Source organism: Streptomyces mobaraensis, from assembly GCF_020099395.1.
GTDB lineage: Bacteria > Actinomycetota > Actinomycetes > Streptomycetales > Streptomycetaceae > Streptomyces.
In genome coordinates, this window is record NZ_CP083590.1 from 5,740,253 (window position 1) to 5,762,533 (window position 22,281).

Below are 22,281 nucleotides of genomic sequence, written 5' to 3' on the forward strand. Positions count from 1 at the left end.
CCGCACCCCGCGAGGATCAGGGAAAGAGCACAGGGAGAGCCGGACGGACGGGGTCGCGACCACGGCCCCGCCGGCAGAACGGGGGACACCACATGCAGCACGGCATGAACGCACACGATCGGGACGGAGCAAAGGTGAGTACGGGCACGACGGCGGACACGACCGGCGAGGCGGCGGGCATCCCCGAGCTGGTCATCATCTCGGGCATGTCGGGGGCGGGCCGCAGCACCGCCGCCAAGTGCCTGGAGGACCTCGGCTGGTTCGTCGTCGACAACCTGCCGCCCGCCCTCATCCCCACCATGGTCGACCTCGGCGCCCGCTCCCAGGGCAACGTGGCGCGGATCGCCGTGGTCGTCGACGTCCGCGGCCGGCGGTTCTTCGACAACCTTCGCGAGTCCCTCGCGGACCTCGCCGCCAAGAAGGTCAAGCGCCGGGTGATCTTCCTGGAGGCGTCCGACGACGCCCTGGTCCGCCGCTTCGAGTCGGTCCGCCGTCCGCATCCCCTCCAGGGCTCCGGCCGCATCGTCGACGGCATCGCCGCCGAGCGCGACCTGCTCCGCGAGCTGCGCGGCGACGCCGACCTGGTCATCGACACCTCCAGCCTCAACGTCCACGAGCTGCGCGCCAAGATGGACGCCCAGTTCGCCGGCGAAGAGGAGCCCGAGCTCCGCGCCACCGTCATGTCCTTCGGCTACAAGTACGGCCTGCCCGTCGACGCCGACCTGGTGGTGGACTGCCGCTTCCTGCCCAACCCGCACTGGGTCCCCGAGCTGCGCCCCTTCACCGGCCTCAACGAGGAGGTCTCGGGCTACGTCTTCAACCAGCCCGGTGCCAAGGAGTTCCTCGACCGCTACACCGAGCTGCTCCAGCTCATCGCGGCCGGCTACCGCCGCGAGGGCAAGCGGTACGTGACGATCGCCGTGGGCTGCACGGGCGGCAAGCACCGCTCGGTGGCCATGTCCGAGAAGCTCGCCCACCGCCTCGTCTCGGAGGGTGTCGAGACCGTCGTCGTTCACCGGGACATGGGGCGCGAGTGACCGGCCGCGGTTTCCGGATGCGCCGCGCCCGCCGGGTCGTCCCCGGCGGTCCGCGCGGCGCCGAGCGGCGCCTCCAGCGCCGCACCCAGCCCAAGGTCGTCGCCCTCGGCGGCGGCCGCGGGCTGTCCGCCTCGCTCGCCGCGCTGCGCCGGATCACCGGCGACCTGACGGCCGTGGTCACCGTCGCCGACGACGGCGGCTCCAGCGGCCGGCTGCGCGACGAGCTCGGCGTGCTGCCCCCGGGCGACCTGCGCAAGGCCCTCGCCGCGCTGTGCGGCGACGACGACTGGGGGCGCACCTGGTCGCGCGTCGTCCAGCACCGCTTCGCCAGCGAGGGCGACCTGCACGGCCACGCCGTCGGCAACCTGCTGATCGTCGCCCTCTGGGAGCAGCTCGGCGACCACGTCCAGGCCCTCGACCTGGTCGGCAAGCTGCTCGGCGCGCACGGCCGGGTGCTGCCCATGTCCGCCGTCCCGCTGGAGCTCCAGGCGCTGGTCCGCGGCCACGACCCCCGCGAGCCGGACGCCGTCACCACGGTCCGCGGCCAGGCCACCGTGGCCCTCACCCCGGGCGAGGTGCACTCCGTGCACGTGGTTCCGGAGGACCCGCCCGCCGTGCCCGAGGCCGTGGAGGCGGTGCTGGACGCCGACTGGGTGGTGCTCGGCCCGGGCTCCTGGTTCTCCTCGGTGATCCCGCATCTGCTGGTCCCCGAGCTGCTGACCGCCCTGCAGGAGACCAAGGCCCGCCGGGTGCTCTCGCTGAACCTCGCCCCCCAGCCCGGCGAAACCGAGGGCTTCTCCCCGCAGCGTCATTTGGAGGTTTTGGCCCGACACGCCCCTAAACTCGCCCTGGACGTGGTGCTGGCCGACGAGGCCGCCGTGCCCGACCGGGACAGCCTCCGGGACGCCGCCAAGCGGCTCGGCGGCACGGTCGAGCTGGCGCCGGTCGCCGCCCAGGGGAGTTCCGCTACGCACGATCCGGAACTGCTGGCCGCCGCGTACGACCGTATTTTTCGGATGCATGGAAGGATCGGCCCATGGCGATGACGGCAGCGGTGAAGGACGAGATCTCCCGGCTCCCCGTCACCCGGACCTGCTGCCGGAAGGCGGAGGTCTCGGCGATCCTCCGCTTCGCCGGCGGCCTGCACCTGGTCAGCGGGCGCATCGTGATCGAGGCGGAGCTGGACACGGGCATCGCGGCCCGGCGGCTGCGCAAGGACATCCTGGAGATCTTCGGCCACGCCTCCGACCTGGTCGTCATGGCCCCCGGCGGACTGCGCCGCGGCAGCAGGTACGTGGTGCGGGTGGTGGCGGGCGGTGACCAGCTGGCCCGCCAGACCGGCCTGGTCGACGGCCGCGGCCGGCCGATCCGCGGCCTGCCCCCGCAGGTCGTCTCCGGCGCCACCTGCGACGCGGAGGCCGCCTGGCGCGGCGCCTTCCTGGCCCACGGCTCGCTGACCGAGCCCGGCCGCTCCTCCTCCCTGGAGGTCACCTGCCCCGGCCCGGAGGCGGCGCTCGCCCTGGTCGGCGCCGCCCGCCGGCTCCAGATCGCGGCCAAGGCCCGCGAGGTGCGCAACGTCGACCGGGTGGTCGTCCGCGACGGTGACGCCATCGGCGCGCTGCTCACCCGGCTCGGCGCCCATGAGTCGGTGCTCGCCTGGGAGGAGCGCCGGATGCGCCGCGAGGTGCGGGCCACCGCCAACCGGCTGGCCAACTTCGACGACGCCAACCTGCGCCGCTCCGCCCGGGCCGCCGTCGCCGCCGGGGCCCGGGTCCAGCGGGCCCTGGAGATCCTCGGCGAGGAGGTCCCCGAGCACCTCGCCGCCGCCGGCCGGCTGCGCATGGAGCACAAGCAGGCGTCCCTGGAGGAGCTGGGCGCCCTCGCCGACCCGCCGCTCACCAAGGACGCCGTGGCCGGCCGGATCCGCCGGCTGCTCGCGATGGCCGACAAGCGCGCCCAGGACCTCGGCATCCCCGGCACCGAGTCCAACCTGACCGAACTGGCCGATCTGCCGGAGGATCTGGTGGACGGCATGGTCAAGGGCATGGCCGGCTGACACCGGCCGTGAGGATGCCTGGCGGGCGGCCCAGGGACGATGCCGACAGCACCGGCCGGCCCGACGGATCCGGCCGCCGCCCGGCGGCCCGGCCGCTCTCGCGGACCCCGCGGAGGCCTCCCGCTCCGCCACCCGGGTCCGCGCGGCCGGCCCGGCGCGCCTTGGCACGATCGGCCCCACTGGTCGCGCCGCGGCCCCTTCGATCCGGCCGCTCCGGTCGGTTCCGGCCGACTTCACCGCGGGAGCCCCGGCGGGGCGGCCGCCCCGCCGGGCAGGACACCCCCATCCCCTCCCAGGCCCTATTGACATGCTCATGGGCCCTCGGAAGCCTGTCGTCCGGCATGGACGGGACAGACAACGGCAAGGGGGGTTCATGAGACGCAGGACACGAGCGACCCTCGTGGCGGCAACGCTGCTCCTCGGCGGAGTCACCGCGGCACCCTTCGCACACGCCACACCCTTCGCACCCGCACGACCGGACACCGGCGCCGCCGACACCTCCGAGGCACCGACCGTATGGACCGGCGAGGTCACCCAGGCCCAGGTGCCGCTGCTGCTCAAGGCGGGCGTCGACGGGCACGAGCTGGGCCGGCCCACCGGGGACCGGGCCGTCCCGGTCGAGCTCTACCTCACCCGCGCGCAGGCCGACGGACTGCGCGGACAGGGCGTGAAGCTCACCGAGAAACAGCTGTCACCCCGCGCCCGTGAGCGCCTCAAGCCCGGGGGCGACGGCGTCTTCCGCCCGTACAGCGGCCCCAAGGGCCTCCAGCGCGAGGTGATCGACACCGGCCGGGCCCACCCGGGGCTGACCAAGGTGGTGAGCATCGGCAAGACCGTCCGCGGACAGGACATCCTCGCGCTCAAGCTCAGCAAGGACGCGGCCCGGAGCAAGGACGGCTCCAAGCCCGCCGTGCTCTACATGTCCAACCAGCACGCCCGGGAGTGGATCACCCCGGAGACCACCCGGCGGCTGATGCACCACTACCTCGACCGCTACGGCAAGGACCCGCGGATCACCCGGCTCGTGGACCGCACCGAACTGTGGTTCGTGCTCTCCGCCAACCCCGACGGCTACGACCACACCTTCAAGAGCCCCGAGACCCGCTTCTGGCGGAAGAACCTCCGCGACAACAACGGCGACGGGAAGATCACCGCGGGCGACGGCGTCGACCTCAACCGCAACTTCCCCTACAAATGGGGCTACGACAACGAGGGCTCGTCCCCCGACCCCGACTCCGAGACCTACCGCGGCCCCGCCCCCGCCTCCGAACCGGAGACCCGGGCGCTGGACGCGTTCGAGAAGCGCGTCCGCTTCTCCTACGCCGTCAACTACCACTCGGCCGGGGAGATGCTGCTCTACGGCGTCGGCTGGCAGGTCGCCACGCCCACGCCCGACGACGTCCTCCTCAAGTCCCTGGCCGGGACCCCGGAGAAGTCCGCGATCCCCGGCTACCGGCCACAGCTCTCCTCCGAGCTGTACACCACCAACGGCGAGGCGGACGGCCACGCGGCCAACGTCAACGGGACGTTGATGTTCACCCCGGAGATGTCGACGTGCCGCACCGCCTCGCGCGCGGACACCTCCGGCCGCTGGGACCCGGCCGACTGCCCGTCCGAATTCGCGTTCCCCGACGACAAGAAGCTGATCCAGGCGGAGTTCGCCAAGAACCTGCCCTTCGCCCTCTCCGTCGCCGAGACCGCCGCCCGCGGCGACCGCCCGGTCTCCGTCACCGGTCTGAGCGCCCCGGACTTCACCCCGCACGCGTTCGGCGCCTCCTTCGCGCGCGGCACCGGGCAGACCGTCGCCGTCACCGCCCGCAAGAGCGTGCGCGACAAGAAGCTCAACTACCGCGTCGACGGCGGGAAGACGCACACCGCGGTGATCAAGCCCTGGAAGGGCGGCAAGCGCTACGGCGGGCACGACAACGTCCGCTTCGACGAGTACCGGGGCACGGTCCCGGGCGCCCGCGAGGGAGCCAGGGTGGAGGTCTGGTTCACCGGGCGCACGGCCGAAGGGAAGGCCACCCGCAGCAAGCCCTTCACCTACACCGTCTGGCACCGCCCCGAGGCCGACACCCTGGTCATCGCCGACGAGGGCGGCACCGCCCCCGCCCGGCACGCCGTGACATACACCGAGGCCCTGTCCAAGGCCGGCCGCAAGGGCCTGATCTGGGACGTCGCCCGGGACGGCACCCCCGACCCGCTCGGCGTCCTCTCCCACTTCAGGACGGTCCTCTGGTACACGGGCGACAACAAGCCGAGCGGCGGCACCCTGCTCGCCGTCCGCGACCACATCAACGAGGGCGGCAAACTCATCACGATGGGGGAGCGGGCCGGCGGCGAGTCCCGCGTCGGCCGGGCCGACACCGACGACTTCTCCCAGTACTACCTGGGCGCCTACACCCGTACCCCGGCACAGCACCCCAAGCGCTTCGCCGGCACCGGACCCCTGGCCGGCGTCCGCGCCGACCTCGCCGACGCGCCCGGGAACCCGCTCGACGCCGCCGGCACCTACGTCGTCACCTCCGACGCGCTGCGCTCCCGCGCCTTCCCGCAGTTCCGCAGCGCGCCGGCCGGTGACTACCCTGGCGTCCGGGGCGCGTACGAGCCCTGGGGCGGCGACTGGATGGCCAACGCCGCGCACAAGGACCGGGCCTGGATGCGGCTCGCCCGTACCGTCGACCTGACCGGCGTCCGCGCCTCCGCCAAGCCGGCGCTCGGCTTCCGCCTCAGCGTCGACACCGAGCCCGAGTACGACCAGGTGATCGTCGAGGCGCACACCGTCGGCCGGGACGACTGGACCACCCTGCGCGACACGAACGGCGGTACGGCGGACGAGGTCCCCCAGGGCTGCTCCGCGCTGGTCGCGCTCCACCCCTTCCTCAAGCACTACCTCACCGTCGCCGGCGACGACTGCGCCGCCCGCGGCACCAGCGGCGTATGGCACCGCTTCACCGGCTCCACTCAGGGCTGGCACGCCGCCTCCTTCGACCTGAGCTCCTACGCGGGCAAAAAGGTCGAGCTGGCCGTCTCCTACGTCACCGACTCCGGCACCGGCCGCCGGGGCGCGCTCGTCGACGAGGCCGCCGTCACCGGCGCCGACCGGGCGTCCGAGGGTTTCGAGAGCGGATCACTGGGCACCTGGAAGGCTCCCGGGGCACCGGCCGGGAGCGCCCGGAACATCGGCGACTGGGCGGCCTCCCGGGCACTCGCCCACTCCTCCGCCGCCGTCGTCACCCCCGACACCGCGCTGCTGGGCTTCGGCCTGGAGCACGTGCGGGACGGTAAACAGCGCGTGACCCTGCTGCGCGCCGCACTACGCGCCGTGCACGGCTGACCGGGGGGCGCCCCCACGGGAGGCAGCCCCTTGTGGTAGCGGTCCGCGCCCCTTCGCGCCCCTTTGCCGGAGGGCGCGGACCCCTGTCCCACCAGGCCCGCCAATGTCACGTACGTCCCGGGTTGGGGGTAGGGTCGGTGGTGGTCGGGGACATCCCATACAGTCGCCGGGACAGACCGGCACACCAACGAGGAGATCGGTTCGTGACGATCCGCGTAGGCATCAACGGCTTTGGCCGTATCGGTCGAAACTACTTCCGTGCGCTCCTGGAGCAGGGTGCGGACATCGAGATTGTCGGTGTCAACGACCTGACCGACAATGCCACTCTCGTCCACCTGCTGAAGTACGACTCGATCCTGGGCCGTCTGGACGCCGAGGTCAGCCACACCGACGACTCGATCACCGTCGGTAACCAGACCTTCAAGACGATGGCCGAGCGCGACCCCGCCAACCTGCCCTGGGGCGAGCTGGGCGCCGACATCGTCATCGAGTCCACCGGCATCTTCACCAAGCGCGAGGACGCCGCCAAGCACCTCGCCGCCGGCGCGAAGAAGGTCCTCATCTCGGCCCCGGCCAAGAACGAGGACATCACCATCGTGATGGGCGTCAACCAGGACAAGTACGACGCGGCCAACCACCACGTCATCTCCAACGCCTCCTGCACCACCAACTGTGTGGCGCCGATGGCCAAGGTCCTCGACGAGAGCTTCGGCATCGTCAAGGGCATGATGACGACGGTCCACGCGTACACCAACGACCAGCGCATCCTGGACTTCCCGCACAGCGACCTGCGCCGTGCCCGCGCCGCCGCCGAGAACATCATCCCCACCTCGACGGGCGCCGCCAAGGCCACCGCCCTGGTCCTCCCGCAGCTCAAGGGCAAGCTGGACGGCATCGCCATGCGCGTCCCGGTCCCGACCGGCTCGGTCACCGACCTCGTCCTGGAGCTCGAGCGCGAGACCACCAAGGAAGAGATCAACGCCGCCTTCCAGAAGGCCGCCGAGGGCCAGCTGAAGGGCATCCTCGAGTACACCGAGGACCCGATCGTCTCCTCGGACATCGTCAACTGGCCGGCCTCCTGCACCTTCGACTCCCTGCTGACCATGGTCCAGGGCAAGCAGGTCAAGGTCGTCGGCTGGTACGACAACGAGTGGGGCTACTCCAACCGTCTGGTGGACCTCACCGTCTTCGTCGGCGGTCAGCTCTGATCCCGGCCTGACGGCTACGCCCACCGGCACAGCGATGCAGCGGACGGGGCTCGAACGGCGCGACGGCGCGCCGTCCGGGCCCCGTCCCATGACCCTTACGGACGTCACCGGAGTCACGGCATGAAGACGATCGACGAACTCGTTCAGAGCGGCGTCGAGGGCAAGCGGATCTTCGTCCGCGCCGACCTCAACGTGCCCCTGGAGGGCACCTCCATCACGGACGACGGCCGCATCCGCGCCGTCGCACCGACGATCGCCAAGCTCGCCGAGGCGGGCGCCAAGGTGATCGTCGCCTCCCACCTGGGACGTCCGAAGGGCGCCCCGGACCCCGCGTTCTCACTGGCCCCCGTCGCCGTGCGGCTCGGTGAGATCCTGGGCAAGGACGTCTCGTTCGCCACCGACACGGTCGGGGACAGCGCGAAGGCCACCGTCGCCGCTCTCGGCGACGGCGAGGTCACGCTGCTGGAGAACCTCCGTTTCAACGCGGGCGAGACCAGCAAGGACGACGCCGAGCGCGGCGCGTTCGCCGACGCCCTCGCGTCGCTCGCCGACCTCTACGTCGGCGACGGCTTCGGCGCCGTGCACCGCAAGCACGCCTCGGTCTTCGACCTCCCGGCGCGCCTGCCGCACGCCGCGGGCGACCTGATCGCCACCGAGGTCGGCGTCCTGAAGAAGCTGACCGAGGACGTCAAGCGGCCGTACGTCGTGATCCTCGGCGGCGCCAAGGTCTCCGACAAGCTCGGCGTCATCGACCACCTGCTGGAGAAGGCCGACCGCATCCTCGTGGGCGGCGGCATGGCGTACACCTTCCTCAAGGCCAAGGGCCACGAGGTCGGCATCTCGCTGCTCCAGGAGGACCAGATCCCGGCCTGCCTGGAGTACCTGGCCCGGGCCGAGAAGCGCGGCGTGGAGTTCGTCCTCCCGGTGGACGTCCTGGTCTCCGCCGACTTCCCGGACCTCAAGGGCAAGACCCCGGCCAACCCGGACCTCGTCGCCTCGGACGCCATCCCGGCGGACAAGGAGGGCCTGGACATCGGCCCGAAGACCCGGGAGCTGTACGCCTCGAAGCTCGCCGACGCCGGCACCGTCTTCTGGAACGGTCCGATGGGCGTCTTCGAGCACCCCGACTACGCGAACGGCACCAAGGCCGTCGCGCAGGGCCTGCTGGACTCGCCGGGCTTCACCGTCGTCGGCGGGGGCGACTCGGCCGCGGCCGTGCGCATCCTGGGCTTCGACGAGAACGCTTTCGGCCACATCTCGACCGGCGGCGGCGCCAGCCTCGAATACCTCGAGGGCAAGACGCTCCCCGGCCTCGCCGCACTGGAGGACTGACAGATCGTGAGTGCACGTACCCCGCTGATGGCGGGCAACTGGAAGATGAACCTCAACCACCTCGAGGCCATCGCCCACGTCCAGAAGCTCGCCTTCGCCCTCGCGGACAAGGACTTCGAGGCCGTCGAGGTCGCCGTCCTGCCGCCGTTCACCGACCTGCGCTCCGTGCAGACGCTGGTCGACGGCGACAAGCTCAAGATCAAGTACGGCGCGCAGGACATCTCCGCGCACGACTCGGGCGCGTACACCGGGGAGATCTCCGGCCCGATGCTCGCCAAGCTGAAGTGCTCCTACGTGGCCGTCGGCCACTCCGAGCGCCGCCAGTACCACGGCGAGTCGGACGAGCTCTGCAACGCCAAGGTCAAGGCCGCCTTCAAGAACGGCATCACCCCGATCCTCTGCGTCGGCGAGGGCCTGGACGTCCGCAAGGCGGGCAACCAGGTCGCGTACACCCTCGCGCAGCTCGACGGCGGCCTGAAGGACGTGCCGGCCGAGCAGGCGGAGAACATCGTCATCGCCTACGAGCCCGTCTGGGCCATCGGCACCGGCGAGGTCGCCACGCCCGAGGACGCGCAGGAGGTCTGCGGTGCCATCCGCGGCCGTCTCGCCGAGCTCTACTCGCAGGAGCTGGCCGACAAGGTCCGGATCCAGTACGGCGGCTCGGTGAAGTCCGGCAACGTCGCCGCGATCATGGCGCAGCCCGACGTGGACGGCGCCCTGGTCGGCGGTGCCGCGCTGGACGCCGACGAGTTCGTCAAGATCGTTCGCTTCCGCGACCAGTAGCGGTATCCCGACGGGCCCCGCCCGTCGTACCCTGTCGGGGCCGGGACCGGCGCAAACGCGCCGCCCGGCCCCGCAGCGTCATCGTCCAGTGTCCGTCCGTGACAGTCCGAGAGAGTTGGTCCAGCCGTGGTCATGGGGTTCTCGATCGCCCTCATCGTCTTCAGCCTGCTGATGATGATGCTGGTGCTCATGCACAAGGGGAAGGGCGGCGGCCTGTCCGACATGTTCGGCGGCGGCATGCAGTCCTCCGTCGGCGGGTCCTCGGTCGCCGAGCGCAACCTCGACCGCATCACCATCGTCGTGGGCCTGCTGTGGTTCGCCTGCATCGTGGTGCTCGGGCTGCTGATGAAGTTCAAGAGCTGACGCTCCGTCGCACCCTCGGCCTATGATGGTGACCGCGTCTTCACGGCCGGTCGGTAACTCCTGCCGCTGGACGCGCGTTGGGCCTTACGTAGACTGGGCGCCCGCGGCGGAGCGGACTGTCACGCTCCGCGGCACCATCACGCAGGGAGTTACGACCGTGGCAAGTGGCAACGCGATCCGAGGAAGCCGGGTCGGGGCGGGGCCGATGGGGGAGGCGGAGCGCGGCGAATCGGCACCGCGGCTGCGCATCTCCTTCTGGTGCTCCAACGGGCATGAGACACAGCCCAGCTTCGCCAGCGACGCGCAGGTGCCGGACACCTGGGACTGCCCGCGCTGCGGCTTCCCGGCCGGCCAGGACCGGGACAACCCCCCGGACCCGCCGCGCACCGAGCCCTACAAGACGCACCTCGCGTACGTCAGGGAACGGCGCAGCGACGCGGACGGCGAGGCGATCCTCGCCGAGGCGCTGGCGAAGCTGCGCGGGGAGATCTGAGGACCGCCCGCGGCGCATGAGCCGTATGAAGAGGACGACCGGCCCGGCCGGGAGGCATCCGCCTTCCGGCCGGGCCGGTCGCGTTCTCCGGGTGAACCGTTTCGTCCCCTCCGTTTCGTCCCCCCGGCGGGTGATGCCGCGCGACGGAATGGATGTTCCATCAACTAGGTTGGTGGGAGGCGAGAGAGCTACGAGAAGAACGAAGGACTGATGTCCGGAATGAACGCTGAAGCCCGTCACAGGCTCGACCGCACGCCCGAGTGGAACGCGCTGGCCAAGCACCGGGAAGAGCTCGGGGAGGTGCACCTGCGCGAGCTGTTCGCGGACGACCCGCGGCGGGCCGAGAGGTACGCGCTGACCGTCGGCGACCTCTACGTCGACTACTCCAAGCACCTGGTCACCGACGACACCCTGCGGCTGCTGCGCGAGCTCGCGAAGGCGACGGGCGTGGCGGAGCTGCGGGACGCGATGTTCCGGGGCGAGAAGATCAATACGACCGAGGGCCGCGCGGTGCTGCACACCGCCCTGCGCGCGCCGGAGTCGGCCGTCGTCGAGGTGGACGGGGAGAACGTCGTCCCCGCCGTGCACGCGGTGCTGCGCAAGATGCGGGACTTCGCCGGCCGGATCCGCTCCGGGGAGTGGAAGGGCCACACCGGCAAGCGCATCCGCAACGTCGTCAACATCGGTATCGGCGGATCCGACCTCGGTCCGGCGATGGCCTACGAGGTGCTGCGGCCCTACGCCGACCGCGACCTGACGCTCCGTTTCGTCTCCAACGTGGACGGCGCGGACCTGCACGAGGCCGTGCGCGACCTGGACCCGGCCGAGACGCTGTTCATCGTGGCGTCCAAGACCTTCACCACCATCGAGACCGTCACCAACGCCACCTCCGCGCGGGAGTGGCTGCTGGCGGGTCTCGGGGCCGGTGAGGACGCCGTGGCCAAGCACTTCGTGGCGCTGTCCACCAACGCCGAGAAGGTCGCCGACTTCGGCATCGACACCGCCAACATGTTCGAGTTCTGGGACTGGGTCGGCGGCCGCTACTCGTACGACTCGGCCATCGGGCTCTCCCTGATGATCGCCATCGGCCCGGACCGCTTCCAGGAGATGCTGGACGGCTTCCACCTCGTCGACGAGCACTTCCGCACCGCGGCGCCCGAGGAGAACGTGCCGCTGCTGCTGGGCCTGCTGGGCATCTGGTACGGCAACTTCCACGACGCGCAGTCGCACGCGGTGCTGCCCTACAGCCACTACCTGTCGAAGTTCACGGCCTACCTGCAGCAGCTGGACATGGAGTCCAACGGCAAGTCCGTGGACCGGGAGGGGCGGCGTGTCGCGTGGCAGACCGGGCCGGTGGTGTGGGGGACCCCCGGCACCAACGGGCAGCACGCGTACTACCAGTTGATCCATCAGGGGACCAAGCTCATCCCCGCCGACCTGATCGGGTTCGCCCGGCCTGTGGACGAGCTGTCGCCTGCTCTTGCAGCGCAGCACGATCTGCTGATGGCCAACCTGTTCGCCCAGGGGCAGGCGCTCGCCTTCGGTAAGACGGCGGAGGAGGTGGCGGCGGAGGGGGTTCCGGCGGAGCTCGTGCCGCACAAGACGTTCCGGGGGAACCGGCCTACGACGACGATTCTCGCTGACGCTCTGACGCCGTCCGTGCTGGGGCAGTTGATCGCGCTGTATGAGCACAAGGTGTTCGTTCAGGGGGCGATCTGGGACATCGACTCGTTCGACCAGTGGGGGGTCGAGTTGGGGAAGGTGCTCGCGAAGCGGGTTGAGCCTGCTCTGAGTGAGGGGGCTGAGGTGGAGGGGCTCGACGCGTCCACCGCCGCGCTCGTCGCCCGGTACCGGGCGGTTCGGGGGCGCTGAGGGTGCGCTGATGCGTTGGGGGTGCCCCGGTCCCGCCCTTTCACCGTTTCCTGGGGCTGACGTCCCAGACCCCGAAACCGCGCTCCGCGCGGTTGTCCTCAAACTCCCCCAGAGGGGGTGCCCCCAGACGGGCTGACAAGTCAGCCCGTCCGGCGTTTGAGGACAGCGCCCGCAGGGCGCTTCAGGGGGTGCGGGGGCTCGCCCCCGCAAGAAACGGTGAGAGGGCGGGACCGGGGCACCCCACGCCCGTCAGGGCGAAGCCGGCGGGTACAGCCCCCGCGGCAGCTGAGAAGCCGCCGGCTGGTCGAGCAGCCACAGCGTGCGGCTGCGACCGTACGCCCCGGCGGCCGGGGCCTGGACCTCGCCCGCCCCGCTCAGCGCCAGCGCCACCGCGTTGGCCTTGTCCTCGCCCGCCGCCAGCAGCCACACCTCCCGCGCCGCACGGATCGCCGGCAGCGTGAGGGAGATGCGGGTCGGCGGGGGCTTGGGGGCGCCGTGGACGCCGATGACCGTGCGGTCGGACTCCCGGACGCCGGGCAGCTCGGGGAAGAGCGACGCGACGTGGGTGTCCGGGCCGACGCCCAGCAGGAGGACGTCGAAGGAGGGCACGGGGCCGTGGTCCTCCGGGCGGGCCGCGGCGGCCAGTTCGGCGGCGTACGCCTCGGCCGCCGCGTCGGCGTCGTCGTACCGGCCGTCGGCCGCGGGCATGGCGTGCACGCGAGCCGGGTCCAGGTCGACGGCGTCCAGCAGGGCGTCGCGGGCCTGGGTGACGTTGCGCTCGGCGTCGCCGTCGGGCAGGTAGCGCTCGTCGCCCCACCACAGGTCGAGGCGCGACCAGTCGACCGCGTCCCGGGCGGGCGAGGCGGCGAGGGCCGCGAGCAGCCCGTTGCCGTTGCGCCCGCCCGTGAGGACGACGGAGGCCGTGCCGCGCGCGGCCTGGGCGTCCACGATCTTCGTGATCAGCCGGGCCGCGGCGGCCCGCGCCATCAGGTCCTTGTCCCGGTGGACGACGATCTGCGGCGCGGTGCTCACTTGTCCGCCGCCTTCTTGGACGCGGCCTTCTTCGGAGCGGGCTTGTCCTTCGGGGCGGGCGCCTCGGCGGAGGCCGCGGACTCCGGGGACTCCGGCGGCGCGCCCGCGGCCGGCGGCACCGCCGGGCCGCCCGCCTCCGCGAGCCGCTCCACGCCGTACTTCAGCGCGGACTCGTAGATGTCGTCCGGGTCGAGCCGGCGCAGTTCCTCCGCGAGGAGCTCGGCGGTCTCCCGCCGCTTGAGCGCGACGGCGCGGTCCGGCTGGCCCTTCATGCTGAGCTTGGCCAGCGAGCCGTCGGGGCGGTCCAGGGTGATGGTGCCGTCCTTGGTCTCCAGGCGGACGGCCGTGAGGCCGGGGCCGTCGGAGACGGTGCGGCGGGCCGGGACGCCGAGGCGGTCCGCGAGCCACATGGCCAGCAGTTCGCCGCTGGGGTTGTAGCCCTCGCCCTCGACCTCGGCGGCGGTGACCTCGACGGCCTGCTGGTCCAGGGCCGCCGCGAGCATCGAGCGCCACGGGGTGATCCGGCTCCAGGCCAGGTCGGTGTCGCCGGGCGCGTAGTTCGCGGCGCGGGCCGCGAGCTCCGAGACCGGGTCCTCGGCCGCGTAGGTGTCGGTGACCCGGCGCTGGGCGAGGACGCCCAGCGGGTCCTTGGCCGGGTGCAGCGGCGAGTTGACCGGCCACCAGACGACGACGGGCGCGTCCGGCAGCAGCAGCGGCAGCACGACCGACTGGGCGTGGTCTATGACCTCGCCGTAGAGCCGGAGGACGACCGTCTCGCCGGTGCCGGCGCTGGTGCCGACGCGGACCTCGGCGTCGAGCCGGGCCTGCGCGCGGTCGCGCGGGGAGCGGCTGACGCGCTTGATGACGACGAGCTTGCGCGACGGGTGCTCGCGGGACGCCTCGTTGGCGGCCTTGAGCGCGTCGTAGGCGTGCTCCTCGTCGGTGACGATGACCAGCGTGAGGACCATGCCGATGGCGGGGGTGCCGATGGCGCGGCGCCCCTGGACCAGAGCGTTGTTGATCTTGCTGGCCGTGGTGTCCGTGAGATCGATCTTCATGGCCGACGCCAGCTCCGTCCGTCTCGTGCGAGCATCTCGTCCGCCTCGACCGGCCCCCAGGTGCCGGCCGGGTACCGCGCGGGCGTGCCGTGCTTGTCCCAGTACTCCTCGATCGGGTCGAGGATCTGCCAGGACAGCTCCACCTCCCGCAGGCGCGGGAACAGGTTGGCGTCGCCGAGCAGCACGTCGAGGATGAGCCGCTCGTACGCCTCCGGGCTGGACTCGGTGAACGACTCGCCATAGGCGAAGTCCATCGAGACGTCCCGGACCTCCATCGAGGTGCCCGGCACCTTCGAGCCGAACCGCAGGGTCACGCCCTCGTCCGGCTGCACCCGGATGACCAGGGCGTTCTGCCCCAGCTCCTCGGTGGCGGTGTCGTCGAAGGGCGAGTGCGGGGCGCGCTGGAAGACGACCGCGATCTCGGTGACGCGGCGGCCGAGCCGCTTGCCGGTGCGCAGGTAGAAGGGGACGCCCGCCCAGCGGCGGTTGTCGATCTCCAGCTTGATCGCGGCGTAGGTGTCGGTCTTGGAGTGGGGGTCGATGCCCTCTTCCTCGCAGTACCCGACGACCTTCTCGCCGCCCTGCCAGCCGGCCGCGTACTGGCCGCGGACGGTCTCCTTGCCCAGGTCCTTGGGGAGCCGGACGGCGCCCAGCACCTTGGTCTTCTCGGCGACCAGGGCGTCCGCGTCGAAGGAGGCGGGCTCCTCCATGGCGGTCAGCGCCAGCAGCTGGAGCAGGTGGTTCTGGATGACGTCGCGCGCGGCGCCGATGCCGTCGTAGTAGCCGGCCCGGCCGCCGATGCCGATGTCCTCAGCCATGGTGATCTGCACGTGGTCCACGTAGGACCGGTTCCAGATCGGCTCGAAGAGGGTGTTGGCGAAGCGGAGCGCCAGGATGTTCTGGACGGTCTCCTTGCCCAGGTAGTGGTCGATCCGGAAGACCTCGTTGGGCGGGAAGACGTCGTGGACGATGCTGTTGAGCTCCTGCGCGCTCTTCAGGTCGTGGCCGAACGGCTTCTCGATGACCGCGCGCCGCCAGGACTTCTCCGTCTGCTCGGCCAGGCCGTGCTTCTTGAGCTGCTGGACGACGGTGGGGAAGAACTTCGGCGGGACGGACAGGTAGAAGGCGAAGTTGCCGCCCGTGCCCTGCGCCTTGTCGAGCTCCTCGATGGTGTGCTTGAGGGTCTCGAAGGCGTTGTCGTCGTCGAAGTCGCCCTGCACGAAGCGGCAGCCCTGCACCAGCTGCTGCCACACCTCCTCGCGGAACGGCGTGCGCGCGTGCTCCTTGACGGCGTCGTGCACGATCTGCGCGAAGTCCTCGTTCTCCCAGTCGCGGCGGGCGAAGCCGATGAGGGAGAAGCCCGGCGGCAGCAGGCCGCGGTTGGCGAGGTCGTAGACGGCCGGCATCAGCTTTTTACGGGACAAATCGCCCGTGACGCCAAAGATGACCAGGCCGGACGGCCCCGCGATACGCGGGAGCCGCCGGTCCTGTGCGTCACGCAGCGGGTTGCTGCGGGTCAATTCACGCCTCCGGTGCGAGGCGCTTGAGCTCCGCCTCCGTCGACTTGAGCAGGTCGTTCCAGGACGCCTCGAACTTGTCGACGCCCTCGTCCTCCAGCAGCTGGACGACCTCGTCGTACGAGATGCCCAGCTTCGCGAGCGCGTCGAGCTCGGCCTTGGCCTGCTCGTACGTGCCGCGGACGGTGTCACCCTTGACGTCGCCGTGGTCGGCGGCGGCCTCCAGGGTGGACTCCGGCATGGTGTTCACCGTGTTCGGGGCGACCAGGTCGTCCACGTACAGGGTGTCCTTGTACGCCGGGTCCTTGACGCCGGTCGACGCCCACAGCGGACGCTGCTTGTTGGCGCCGGCCTTCTCCAGGGCCAGCCAGCGGTCGGAGGAGAAGACCTCCTCGTACGCCTGGTAGGCGAGGCGGGCGTTGGCCAGCGCGGCCTTGCCGCGGAGCGCCTTGGCCTCCTCGGTGCCCAGCGCGTCCAGGCGCTTGTCGATCTCGGTGTCCACGCGGGACACGAAGAAGGACGCCACCGAGTGGATCAGCGACAGGTCCAGGCCGGCCGCCTTGGCCTTCTCCAGACCGGTCAGGTAGGCGTCCATGACCGCGCGGTAACGCTCCAGCGAGAAGATCAGCGTGACGTTGACGCTGATGCCCAGGCCGAGGGTCTCGGAGATGGCCGGCAGGCCCGCCTTGGTGGCCGGGATCTTGATCAGGGTGTTGGGGCGGTCGACCAGCCAGGCGAGCTGCTTGGCCTCGGCCACGGTGGCGTGGGTGTCGTGCGCCAGCCGCGGGTCCACCTCGATGGACACCCGGCCGTCCTGGCCGTCCGTGGCGTCGAAGACCGGCCGCAGGATGTCGGCGGCGTCACGCACGTCCGCCGTCGTGATCATGCGGATGGCCTCCTCGACGGTGACCTTGCGGACCGCGAGGTCGGACAGCTGCTGCTCGTAGCCGTCGCCGCTGGAGATCGCCTTCTGGAAGATCGACGGGTTGGTGGTGACACCGACCACGTGGCTGTCGTCGATCAGCTCGCGCAGGTTGCCGGACGTGATGCGCTTGCGGGACAGGTCGTCCAGCCAGATCGCGACGCCTTCCTCGGAGAGGCGCTTGAGTGCGTCTGTCATGGGTTCTACATCTCCTACTGGATCGTGTGCTTGCGCGTCAGCGGCGGCCGGCGTCGGCCAGCGACTCGCGGGCGGCCTCGACGACGGCTTCCGAGGTCAGGCCGAACTCCTGGAACAGCACCTGGTAGTCGGCGGAGGCGCCGAAGTGCTCCAGCGAGACGATCCGGCCGGCCTCGCCGACGTAGCGGTGCCAGGTCAGGCCGATGCCCGCCTCGACGGCCACCCGGGCCTTGACGTCCGGCAGCAGGACGCCGTCGCGGTACGCCTGGTCCTGCTCCTCGAACCACTCGACGGACGGCATCGAGACCACGCGGGTCGGGACGCCCTCGGCCTGCAGCGTCTCGCGCGCCTCGACGGCCATCTGGACCTCGGAGCCGGTGGCGATCAGGATCACCTGCGGCCGGCCGCCCTCGGCCTCGAACAGCACGTAGCCGCCCTTGGCCGCGCCCTCGTTGGCCTCGTAGGTCGGGACGTTCTGGCGGGTGAGGGCCAGACCGTGCGGGGCGGGCTTGGTGGCGTGGCGCTTCATGATCTCGCGCCAGGCGATGGCCGTCTCGTTGGCGTCGGCCGGGCGGACCATGTTCAGGCCCGGGATGGCGCGCAGCGCGGCCATGTGCTCGACCGGCTGGTGCGTCGGGCCGTCCTCGCCGAGGCCGATGGAGTCGTGCGTCCACACGTAGGTGACCGGCAGCTTCATCAGCGCGGCGAGGCGGACGGCGGGGCGCATGTAGTCGGAGAACACCAGGAAGGTGCCGCCGTAGACGCGGGTGTTGCCGTGCAGCGCGATGCCGTTCATGGTCGAGCCCATGGCGTGCTCGCGGATGCCGAAGTGGATCGTGCGGCCGTAGGGGTTCGCCTCGGGGAGCGGGTTGCCCTCCGGGAGGAACGACGAGGTCGCGTCGATCGTGGTGTTGTTCGAGCCGGCGAGGTCGGCGGAGCCGCCCCACAGCTCGGGGATGACGCCGCCGAGGGCCTTGAGGACCTCGCCGGACGCCTTGCGGGTCGCGACGGACTTGCCGGCCGGGAAGACCGGGAGGACCTTCTCCCAGCCGTCGGGCAGCTCGCCCGCGTTGATCCGGTCGAAGTCGGCCGCCCGCTCCGGGTTGGCCTCGCGCCACTTGGCGAGCTTCTTCTCCCAGGTGGCGTGGGCCTCGCGGCCGCGGTCGACGACCTTGCGGACGTGCGCGAACACGTCCTCGTCGACCTGGAAGGTCTGCTTCGGGTCGAAGCCGAGCACCTCCTTGGTCGCGGCCACCTCGGCGTCACCGAGCGCCGAGCCGTGCGCGGCCTCGGTGTTCTGCGCGTTCGGGGCCGGCCAGGCGATGATCGTGCGGGCCGCGATCAGCGAGGGACGCTCGGTCTCCTCCTGCGCCGCCTTCAGCGCCGCGTACAGCGCCTGGATGTCGAAGTCGCCGTTGGGCGCCTGCTCGATGCGCTGGACGTGCCAGCCGTACGCCTCGTACCGCTTGAGGACGTCCTCGGACAGCGCCGTCGCGGTGTCGCCCTCGATCGAGATGTGGTTGTCGTCGTACAGGGCGACGATGTTGCCGAGCTTCTGGTGGCCGGCCAGCGAGGACGCCTCCGCGGAGATGCCCTCCTCCAGGTCGCCGTCGGAGACGATCGCCCAGATGGTGTGGTCGAAGGGCGACTCGCCCTTCGGGGCCTCGGGGTCGAACAGGCCGCGCTCGTAGCGGGCGGCCATCGCCATGCCCACCGCGTTGGCGATGCCCTGGCCCAGCGGGCCGGTCGTGGTCTCCACGCCGCGGGTGTGGCCGTGCTCAGGGTGGCCCGGGGTCTTGCTGCCCCAGGTGCGGAAGGCCTTGAGGTCCGACAGCTCCAGGCCGTAGCCGGCCATGAAGAGCTGGACGTAGAGGGTCAGGCTGGTGTGACCGGGCGAGAGGACGAAACGGTCGCGGCCCGTCCAGTCGGCGTCGCTGGGGTCGTGCCGCATCAGCTTCTGGAAGAGCAGGTACGCGGCGGGGGCCAGGCTCATGGCCGTACCGGGATGGCCGTTGCCGACCTTCTGCACGGAATCCATGGCCAGGACGCGGGCTGTGTCGACGGCCCGCCGGTCCAGTTCGGTCCACTCGAGGTCTGTGGTGGTCGGCTTGGTGCTCACCCTAGGTCAGGGCTCCTCTCCACATGGTTTCACTTGCCGGGGGCGGTATGTTCCGCCACGACGCGGCGATCCCGAGCCTACCCCCGTGGGGACCGGCGTCCTTTCCGCGTGCTCCCGGCGGACGGTCGGCAGCTCTCCGGCTGCCCGCCACACGCCCCGGGCAACCGGACCTGGGTGGTAAAGATTCCCGTCCGGCGGGTGTCCGTCATGTGTCCAGCGTGCGGTGCGGCGCCGCGGCGCGCCTCTCGGAGGGCGCTCACGGGGCGCCCGCCCGGAGTGCGCCGGGGGCCGCCGGAACCCGGTTTCGCCCGGATTCCCCGGGGACCAACACGACCCACCCCGGCGGAGGCCGTGCCATGCCCTGCGTCTAGAGTGGCTTGGTACGCGCAAGCCTTACCCGGCAGAACGGGCCGGATGTGCTTGCTGGCCTTATCTCTGTCAGGGGTGTGCGTGACGGCCGTCGAATCCCGTCCTGCGGGGGTACTCGTCGAGAGCCCCGGTCATCACCGGCCGTTCGGGGCCCGTGTCAAGGCTTTCGTGGCGCTGACGAAGCCGCGCGTCATCGAGCTGCTGCTGATGACGACGGTCCCGGTGATGTTCCTCGCCGCCGAGGGCGTCCCCGACCTGTGGCTGGTGCTGGCCACCTGCCTCGGCGGCTACCTCTCCGCCGGCGGCGCGGGCGCGTTCAACATGTACTACGACCGCGACATCGACGCCATGATGGACCGGACGTCGCAGCGCCCGCTGGTCACCGGCATGGTCTCGCCGCGCGAGTGCCTGGTCTTCGCCGCGGCGCTCACCGTCGGTTCGACCGTCTGGTTCTGGTTCCTGGTCAACCCCCTGTCGGCGATGCTCTCGCTCGGCGCCTCCCTCTTCTACACCGTCGTCTACACGATGATCCTCAAGCGCCGCACCGCGCAGAACATCGTGTGGGGCGGCATCGCGGGCTGCCTGCCGGTCATCATCGGCTGGTCCGCGGTGAAGAACGAGGTCTCCTGGGCCTCCCTGATCCTCTTCCTCGTCATCTTCTTCTGGACGCCGCCGCACTACTGGCCGCTGTCGATGAAGGTGAAGGACGACTACGAGCGGGCCGGCGTCCCCATGCTGCCGGTCGTCGCGGGCAACAAGGCCGTCGCGCGGCAGATCGTCCTCTACAGCTGGGTGATGGTCGGCGTCTCCCTGCTGCTGACGCCGCTCGGGTACACCGGCTGGTTCTACACGGTCGTGGCCGTGGCCTGCGGCGGCTTCTGGCTCAAGGAGGCGCACGCCCTCCAGGCCCGCGCCAAGGCCGGGATCACCGGGGCGAAGCTGAAGGAGATGCGGCTCTTCCACTGGTCCATCACCTACGTCTCGCTCCTCTTCACCGCGGTCGCGATCGATCCCTTCCTGCGGTAGTCACACCGTCGTTCGGACGGGCTGCTTTCACGGGCGGCGCGGGTGGTCAAAGCCACCCGCGCCGCCCGTCGCCATTCCGGCTACCCGTCGGTAGCATCCTGGTCATGGCAGACACCAAGCAGGCCGGCGACACGGAGGCCGGGAACGCCCCGCTGGACGCCAGGGCGCAGCGGCGGGCGGCCCGGCTGGCCAAGGAGATCGGCGACTTCGCACGGACCCACGGCGGCAGCGCGGAGGGTCAGCTCGCCCACATAGGGCGGGGCAGGACCCGGATCGCGCTGGTGGGCGCGAACGGGGAGTGGGGGAACCTGGTGGCCCCTTCCTACGCGACGGCCGAGAAAGCGGTCGAGCTGGCCGGGCTGACCGTTCACGAGGACTTCGACGGGGAGATGGCCGCGAAGGTGCGGACGGGTCCGTACGAGTGGTCGCGGATGGCCGGGATCCAGGTGGGCGGGCCGTCCAACGGCTGAGCCGGCCACGGCTGAGCCGTTGGACGGAAAACGCCGGAGGGGCGGACACGCTTTCGTGTCCGCCCCTCCGGTCGTACGCGGCTGTCAGCGCTCGGCGGCGGCCAGTGTCGCCGGCTCGGGCTCCGCGGCGGGCGAGGGGAGCGTCACCAGCTCGCCGCGGTCCCGCAGCGAGAGGAAGGCTCGCAGGACGGCGATCCAGACCAGGCAGGACCCGAACATGTGCGTGCCGACGATGAACTCGGGCGAGTCGTTGAAGTACTGCACATAGCCGACGACGCCCTGGAGCATCAGGACGGCGAACAGCTCCACCACCCGGCGGCGCGGCCCGCCCGGCGCCTTCACGGCCCGCAGCGCGAACCAGAGCGCCACGGTCAGGCCGAGCACGATGAACACCAGGTCCACGTGGAGCTGGGTGATCTCGCGGAAGTTCAGCGGGATGCGGTGGACGTCCTTGGAGGCGTCGCCCGCGTGCTGCCCGGAGCCGGTGACCACCGTGCCCGCCACGATCAGCAGGACGGTCGAGACGACCAGCACCCAGCTCAGCTGGCGGACCGGGCGGGCCACCAGGTCGCGCGGAGCGTCGTCGCCCTCGCCGGACCGCTGCCACATGATCACGGCCACCGTGAGCAGGGCCGTCGCGGCGAGGAAGTGGGCGGCGACGATATACGGGTTGAGGCCGGTGAGGACCGTGATGCCGCCGATGATGCCGTTGCTCGCGACGATCCAGAACTGCGCCCAGCCGAGCCGCGTCAGGTCGCGGCGGCGCGGGGCCCGGGCGCGGGCCGCGATGATCGCGATGCCGACGACCACGCAGAGCACGTAGGTGAGCATGCGGTTGGTGAACTCGATGATGCCGTTGATGCCCATCGCGGGGGTGGGCGTCAGGCTGTCCTCGGTGCAGGTCGGCCACGTCGGGCAGCCCAGGCCGGACTGTGTGAGCCGGACCGCGCCACCCGTCACCACGATGATCACGGCCATGACGACGCAGGCGAACGAGGCCCGCCGGACGAAGCGCGCGGAGGGCTGCCAGCGGTCGGCGATGGCCTGCAGGGGATTCAGCGAATTCGGCACGGAGTCATCGTAAGGGCC

The 22,281-nt window shown here is 71.3% G+C and carries 18 protein-coding genes; 12 read left to right on the forward strand and 6 right to left on the reverse strand.

All coding sequences use genetic code 11. The annotated features are described in order from the left end of the window. Positions 1-104: 104 nt before the first annotated feature. The 10 genes from rapZ to pgi all read left to right on the forward strand — a co-directional run bounded on the left by rapZ (position 105) and on the right by pgi (position 12,481). The gene (gene rapZ / locus K7I03_RS25295; RefSeq protein WP_185943716.1) at positions 105-1,037 is read left to right on the forward strand and encodes an RNase adapter RapZ; all 933 of its coding nucleotides are present in this window, start codon (positions 105-107) and stop codon (positions 1,035-1,037) included. Then, complete coding sequence (locus tag K7I03_RS25300) at positions 1,034-2,083, forward strand: gluconeogenesis factor YvcK family protein (RefSeq protein ID WP_185943717.1); 1,050 nt, start codon at positions 1,034-1,036, stop codon at positions 2,081-2,083. The genes rapZ and K7I03_RS25300 overlap by 4 nt, the downstream gene beginning before the upstream one ends. Further along, positions 2,074-3,093 carry a DNA-binding protein WhiA gene (whiA, locus tag K7I03_RS25305; protein ID WP_004948030.1) on the forward strand — a complete coding sequence of 340 codons (1,020 nt, stop codon included), beginning with the start codon at positions 2,074-2,076 and terminating at the stop codon, positions 3,091-3,093. Before K7I03_RS25300 ends, whiA begins: the two co-directional genes overlap by 10 nt. Before the next feature lie 373 nt (positions 3,094-3,466). Beyond that, positions 3,467-6,430 carry a M14 family metallopeptidase gene (locus K7I03_RS25310; protein ID WP_185943718.1) on the forward strand — a complete coding sequence of 988 codons (2,964 nt, stop codon included), beginning with the start codon at positions 3,467-3,469 and terminating at the stop codon, positions 6,428-6,430. A gap of 203 nt (positions 6,431-6,633) precedes the next feature. Beyond that, the gene (gene gap / locus K7I03_RS25315) at positions 6,634-7,638 is read left to right on the forward strand and encodes a type I glyceraldehyde-3-phosphate dehydrogenase (protein ID WP_185943719.1); all 1,005 of its coding nucleotides are present in this window, start codon (positions 6,634-6,636) and stop codon (positions 7,636-7,638) included. A gap of 120 nt (positions 7,639-7,758) precedes the next feature. Further along, positions 7,759-8,970 (forward strand): phosphoglycerate kinase, encoded by a 1,212-nt coding sequence (locus tag K7I03_RS25320; RefSeq protein WP_185943720.1) that lies wholly within the window; start codon positions 7,759-7,761, stop codon positions 8,968-8,970. Between the two features lie 6 nt (positions 8,971-8,976). Then, positions 8,977-9,753, forward strand: coding sequence for a triose-phosphate isomerase (gene tpiA / locus K7I03_RS25325; protein WP_185943721.1), 777 nt, complete (start codon positions 8,977-8,979; stop codon positions 9,751-9,753). A 132-nt stretch (positions 9,754-9,885) separates the two neighbouring features. Continuing rightward, on the forward strand, positions 9,886-10,116 hold the full coding sequence (gene secG, locus K7I03_RS25330) for a preprotein translocase subunit SecG (protein ID WP_185943722.1): 231 nt from the start codon (positions 9,886-9,888) through the stop codon (positions 10,114-10,116). A 157-nt stretch (positions 10,117-10,273) separates the two neighbouring features. Next, entirely contained in the window at positions 10,274-10,609 is a 336-nt protein-coding gene (locus tag K7I03_RS25335) for an RNA polymerase-binding protein RbpA (protein ID WP_003957010.1), read from the forward strand. Between the two features lie 219 nt (positions 10,610-10,828). Then, entirely contained in the window at positions 10,829-12,481 is a 1,653-nt protein-coding gene (gene pgi, locus K7I03_RS25340; protein ID WP_185943723.1) for a glucose-6-phosphate isomerase, read from the forward strand. A 249-nt stretch (positions 12,482-12,730) separates the two neighbouring features. Here pgi and pgl read toward each other — a convergent pair whose 3' ends face one another. Genes pgl through tkt form a run of 5 tightly spaced genes read right to left on the reverse strand, consistent with a single transcriptional unit; the run spans position 12,731 to position 19,327 of the window. Continuing rightward, positions 12,731-13,513: a 6-phosphogluconolactonase gene (gene pgl, locus K7I03_RS25345; RefSeq protein ID WP_185943724.1), complete on the reverse strand. Its 783-nt coding sequence runs from the start codon at positions 13,511-13,513 to the stop codon at positions 12,731-12,733. After that, positions 13,510-14,571 carry a glucose-6-phosphate dehydrogenase assembly protein OpcA gene (opcA, locus tag K7I03_RS25350; protein WP_185943725.1) on the reverse strand — a complete coding sequence of 354 codons (1,062 nt, stop codon included), beginning with the start codon at positions 14,569-14,571 and terminating at the stop codon, positions 13,510-13,512. The genes pgl and opcA overlap by 4 nt, the downstream gene beginning before the upstream one ends. Further along, positions 14,568-16,091: a glucose-6-phosphate dehydrogenase gene (zwf, locus tag K7I03_RS25355; protein ID WP_185943726.1), complete on the reverse strand. Its 1,524-nt coding sequence runs from the start codon at positions 16,089-16,091 to the stop codon at positions 14,568-14,570. The genes opcA and zwf overlap by 4 nt, the downstream gene beginning before the upstream one ends. Position 16,092: 1 nt before the next feature. Then, entirely contained in the window at positions 16,093-17,208 is a 1,116-nt protein-coding gene (gene tal, locus K7I03_RS25360) for a transaldolase (protein WP_185943727.1), read from the reverse strand. Between the two features lie 37 nt (positions 17,209-17,245). Beyond that, the gene (gene tkt / locus K7I03_RS25365) at positions 17,246-19,327 is read right to left on the reverse strand and encodes a transketolase (protein WP_185943728.1); all 2,082 of its coding nucleotides are present in this window, start codon (positions 19,325-19,327) and stop codon (positions 17,246-17,248) included. Positions 19,328-19,777: 450 nt separating this feature from the next. Here tkt and K7I03_RS25370 point away from each other — a divergent pair, with 450 nt between their 5' ends. Then, entirely contained in the window at positions 19,778-20,722 is a 945-nt protein-coding gene (locus K7I03_RS25370) for a heme o synthase (protein ID WP_224347208.1), read from the forward strand. 104 nt (positions 20,723-20,826) lie between these two features. After that, positions 20,827-21,192, forward strand: coding sequence for a hypothetical protein (locus tag K7I03_RS25375; RefSeq protein ID WP_185943730.1), 366 nt, complete (start codon positions 20,827-20,829; stop codon positions 21,190-21,192). Between the two features lie 84 nt (positions 21,193-21,276). Here the strand turns inward: K7I03_RS25375 and K7I03_RS25380 are convergent, their stop codons facing one another. Beyond that, a complete protein-coding gene (locus K7I03_RS25380; protein WP_185943731.1) occupies positions 21,277-22,263 on the reverse strand; it encodes a COX15/CtaA family protein in 987 nt (328 codons plus the stop codon). Positions 22,264-22,281: the final 18 nt, after the last annotated feature.

Excerpts from the sequence above, each read along its gene's own strand:
- whiA (WP_004948030.1), top strand. The coding sequence starts at position 2,074 with ATGGCGATGACGGCAGCGGTGAAGGACGAGATCTCCCGGCTCCCCGTC.
- tal (WP_185943727.1), bottom strand. The coding sequence starts at position 17,208 with ATGACAGACGCACTCAAGCGCCTCTCCGAGGAAGGCGTCGCGATCTGG.
- pgi (WP_185943723.1), top strand. The coding sequence starts at position 10,829 with ATGAACGCTGAAGCCCGTCACAGGCTCGACCGCACGCCCGAGTGGAAC.
- secG (WP_185943722.1), top strand. The coding sequence starts at position 9,886 with ATGGGGTTCTCGATCGCCCTCATCGTCTTCAGCCTGCTGATGATGATG.
- K7I03_RS25320 (WP_185943720.1), top strand. The coding sequence starts at position 7,759 with ATGAAGACGATCGACGAACTCGTTCAGAGCGGCGTCGAGGGCAAGCGG.
- opcA (WP_185943725.1), bottom strand. The coding sequence starts at position 14,571 with ATGAAGATCGATCTCACGGACACCACGGCCAGCAAGATCAACAACGCT.
- K7I03_RS25375 (WP_185943730.1), top strand. The coding sequence starts at position 20,827 with ATGGCAGACACCAAGCAGGCCGGCGACACGGAGGCCGGGAACGCCCCG.
- K7I03_RS25310 (WP_185943718.1), top strand. The coding sequence starts at position 3,467 with ATGAGACGCAGGACACGAGCGACCCTCGTGGCGGCAACGCTGCTCCTC.
- rapZ (WP_185943716.1), top strand. The coding sequence starts at position 105 with ATGAACGCACACGATCGGGACGGAGCAAAGGTGAGTACGGGCACGACG.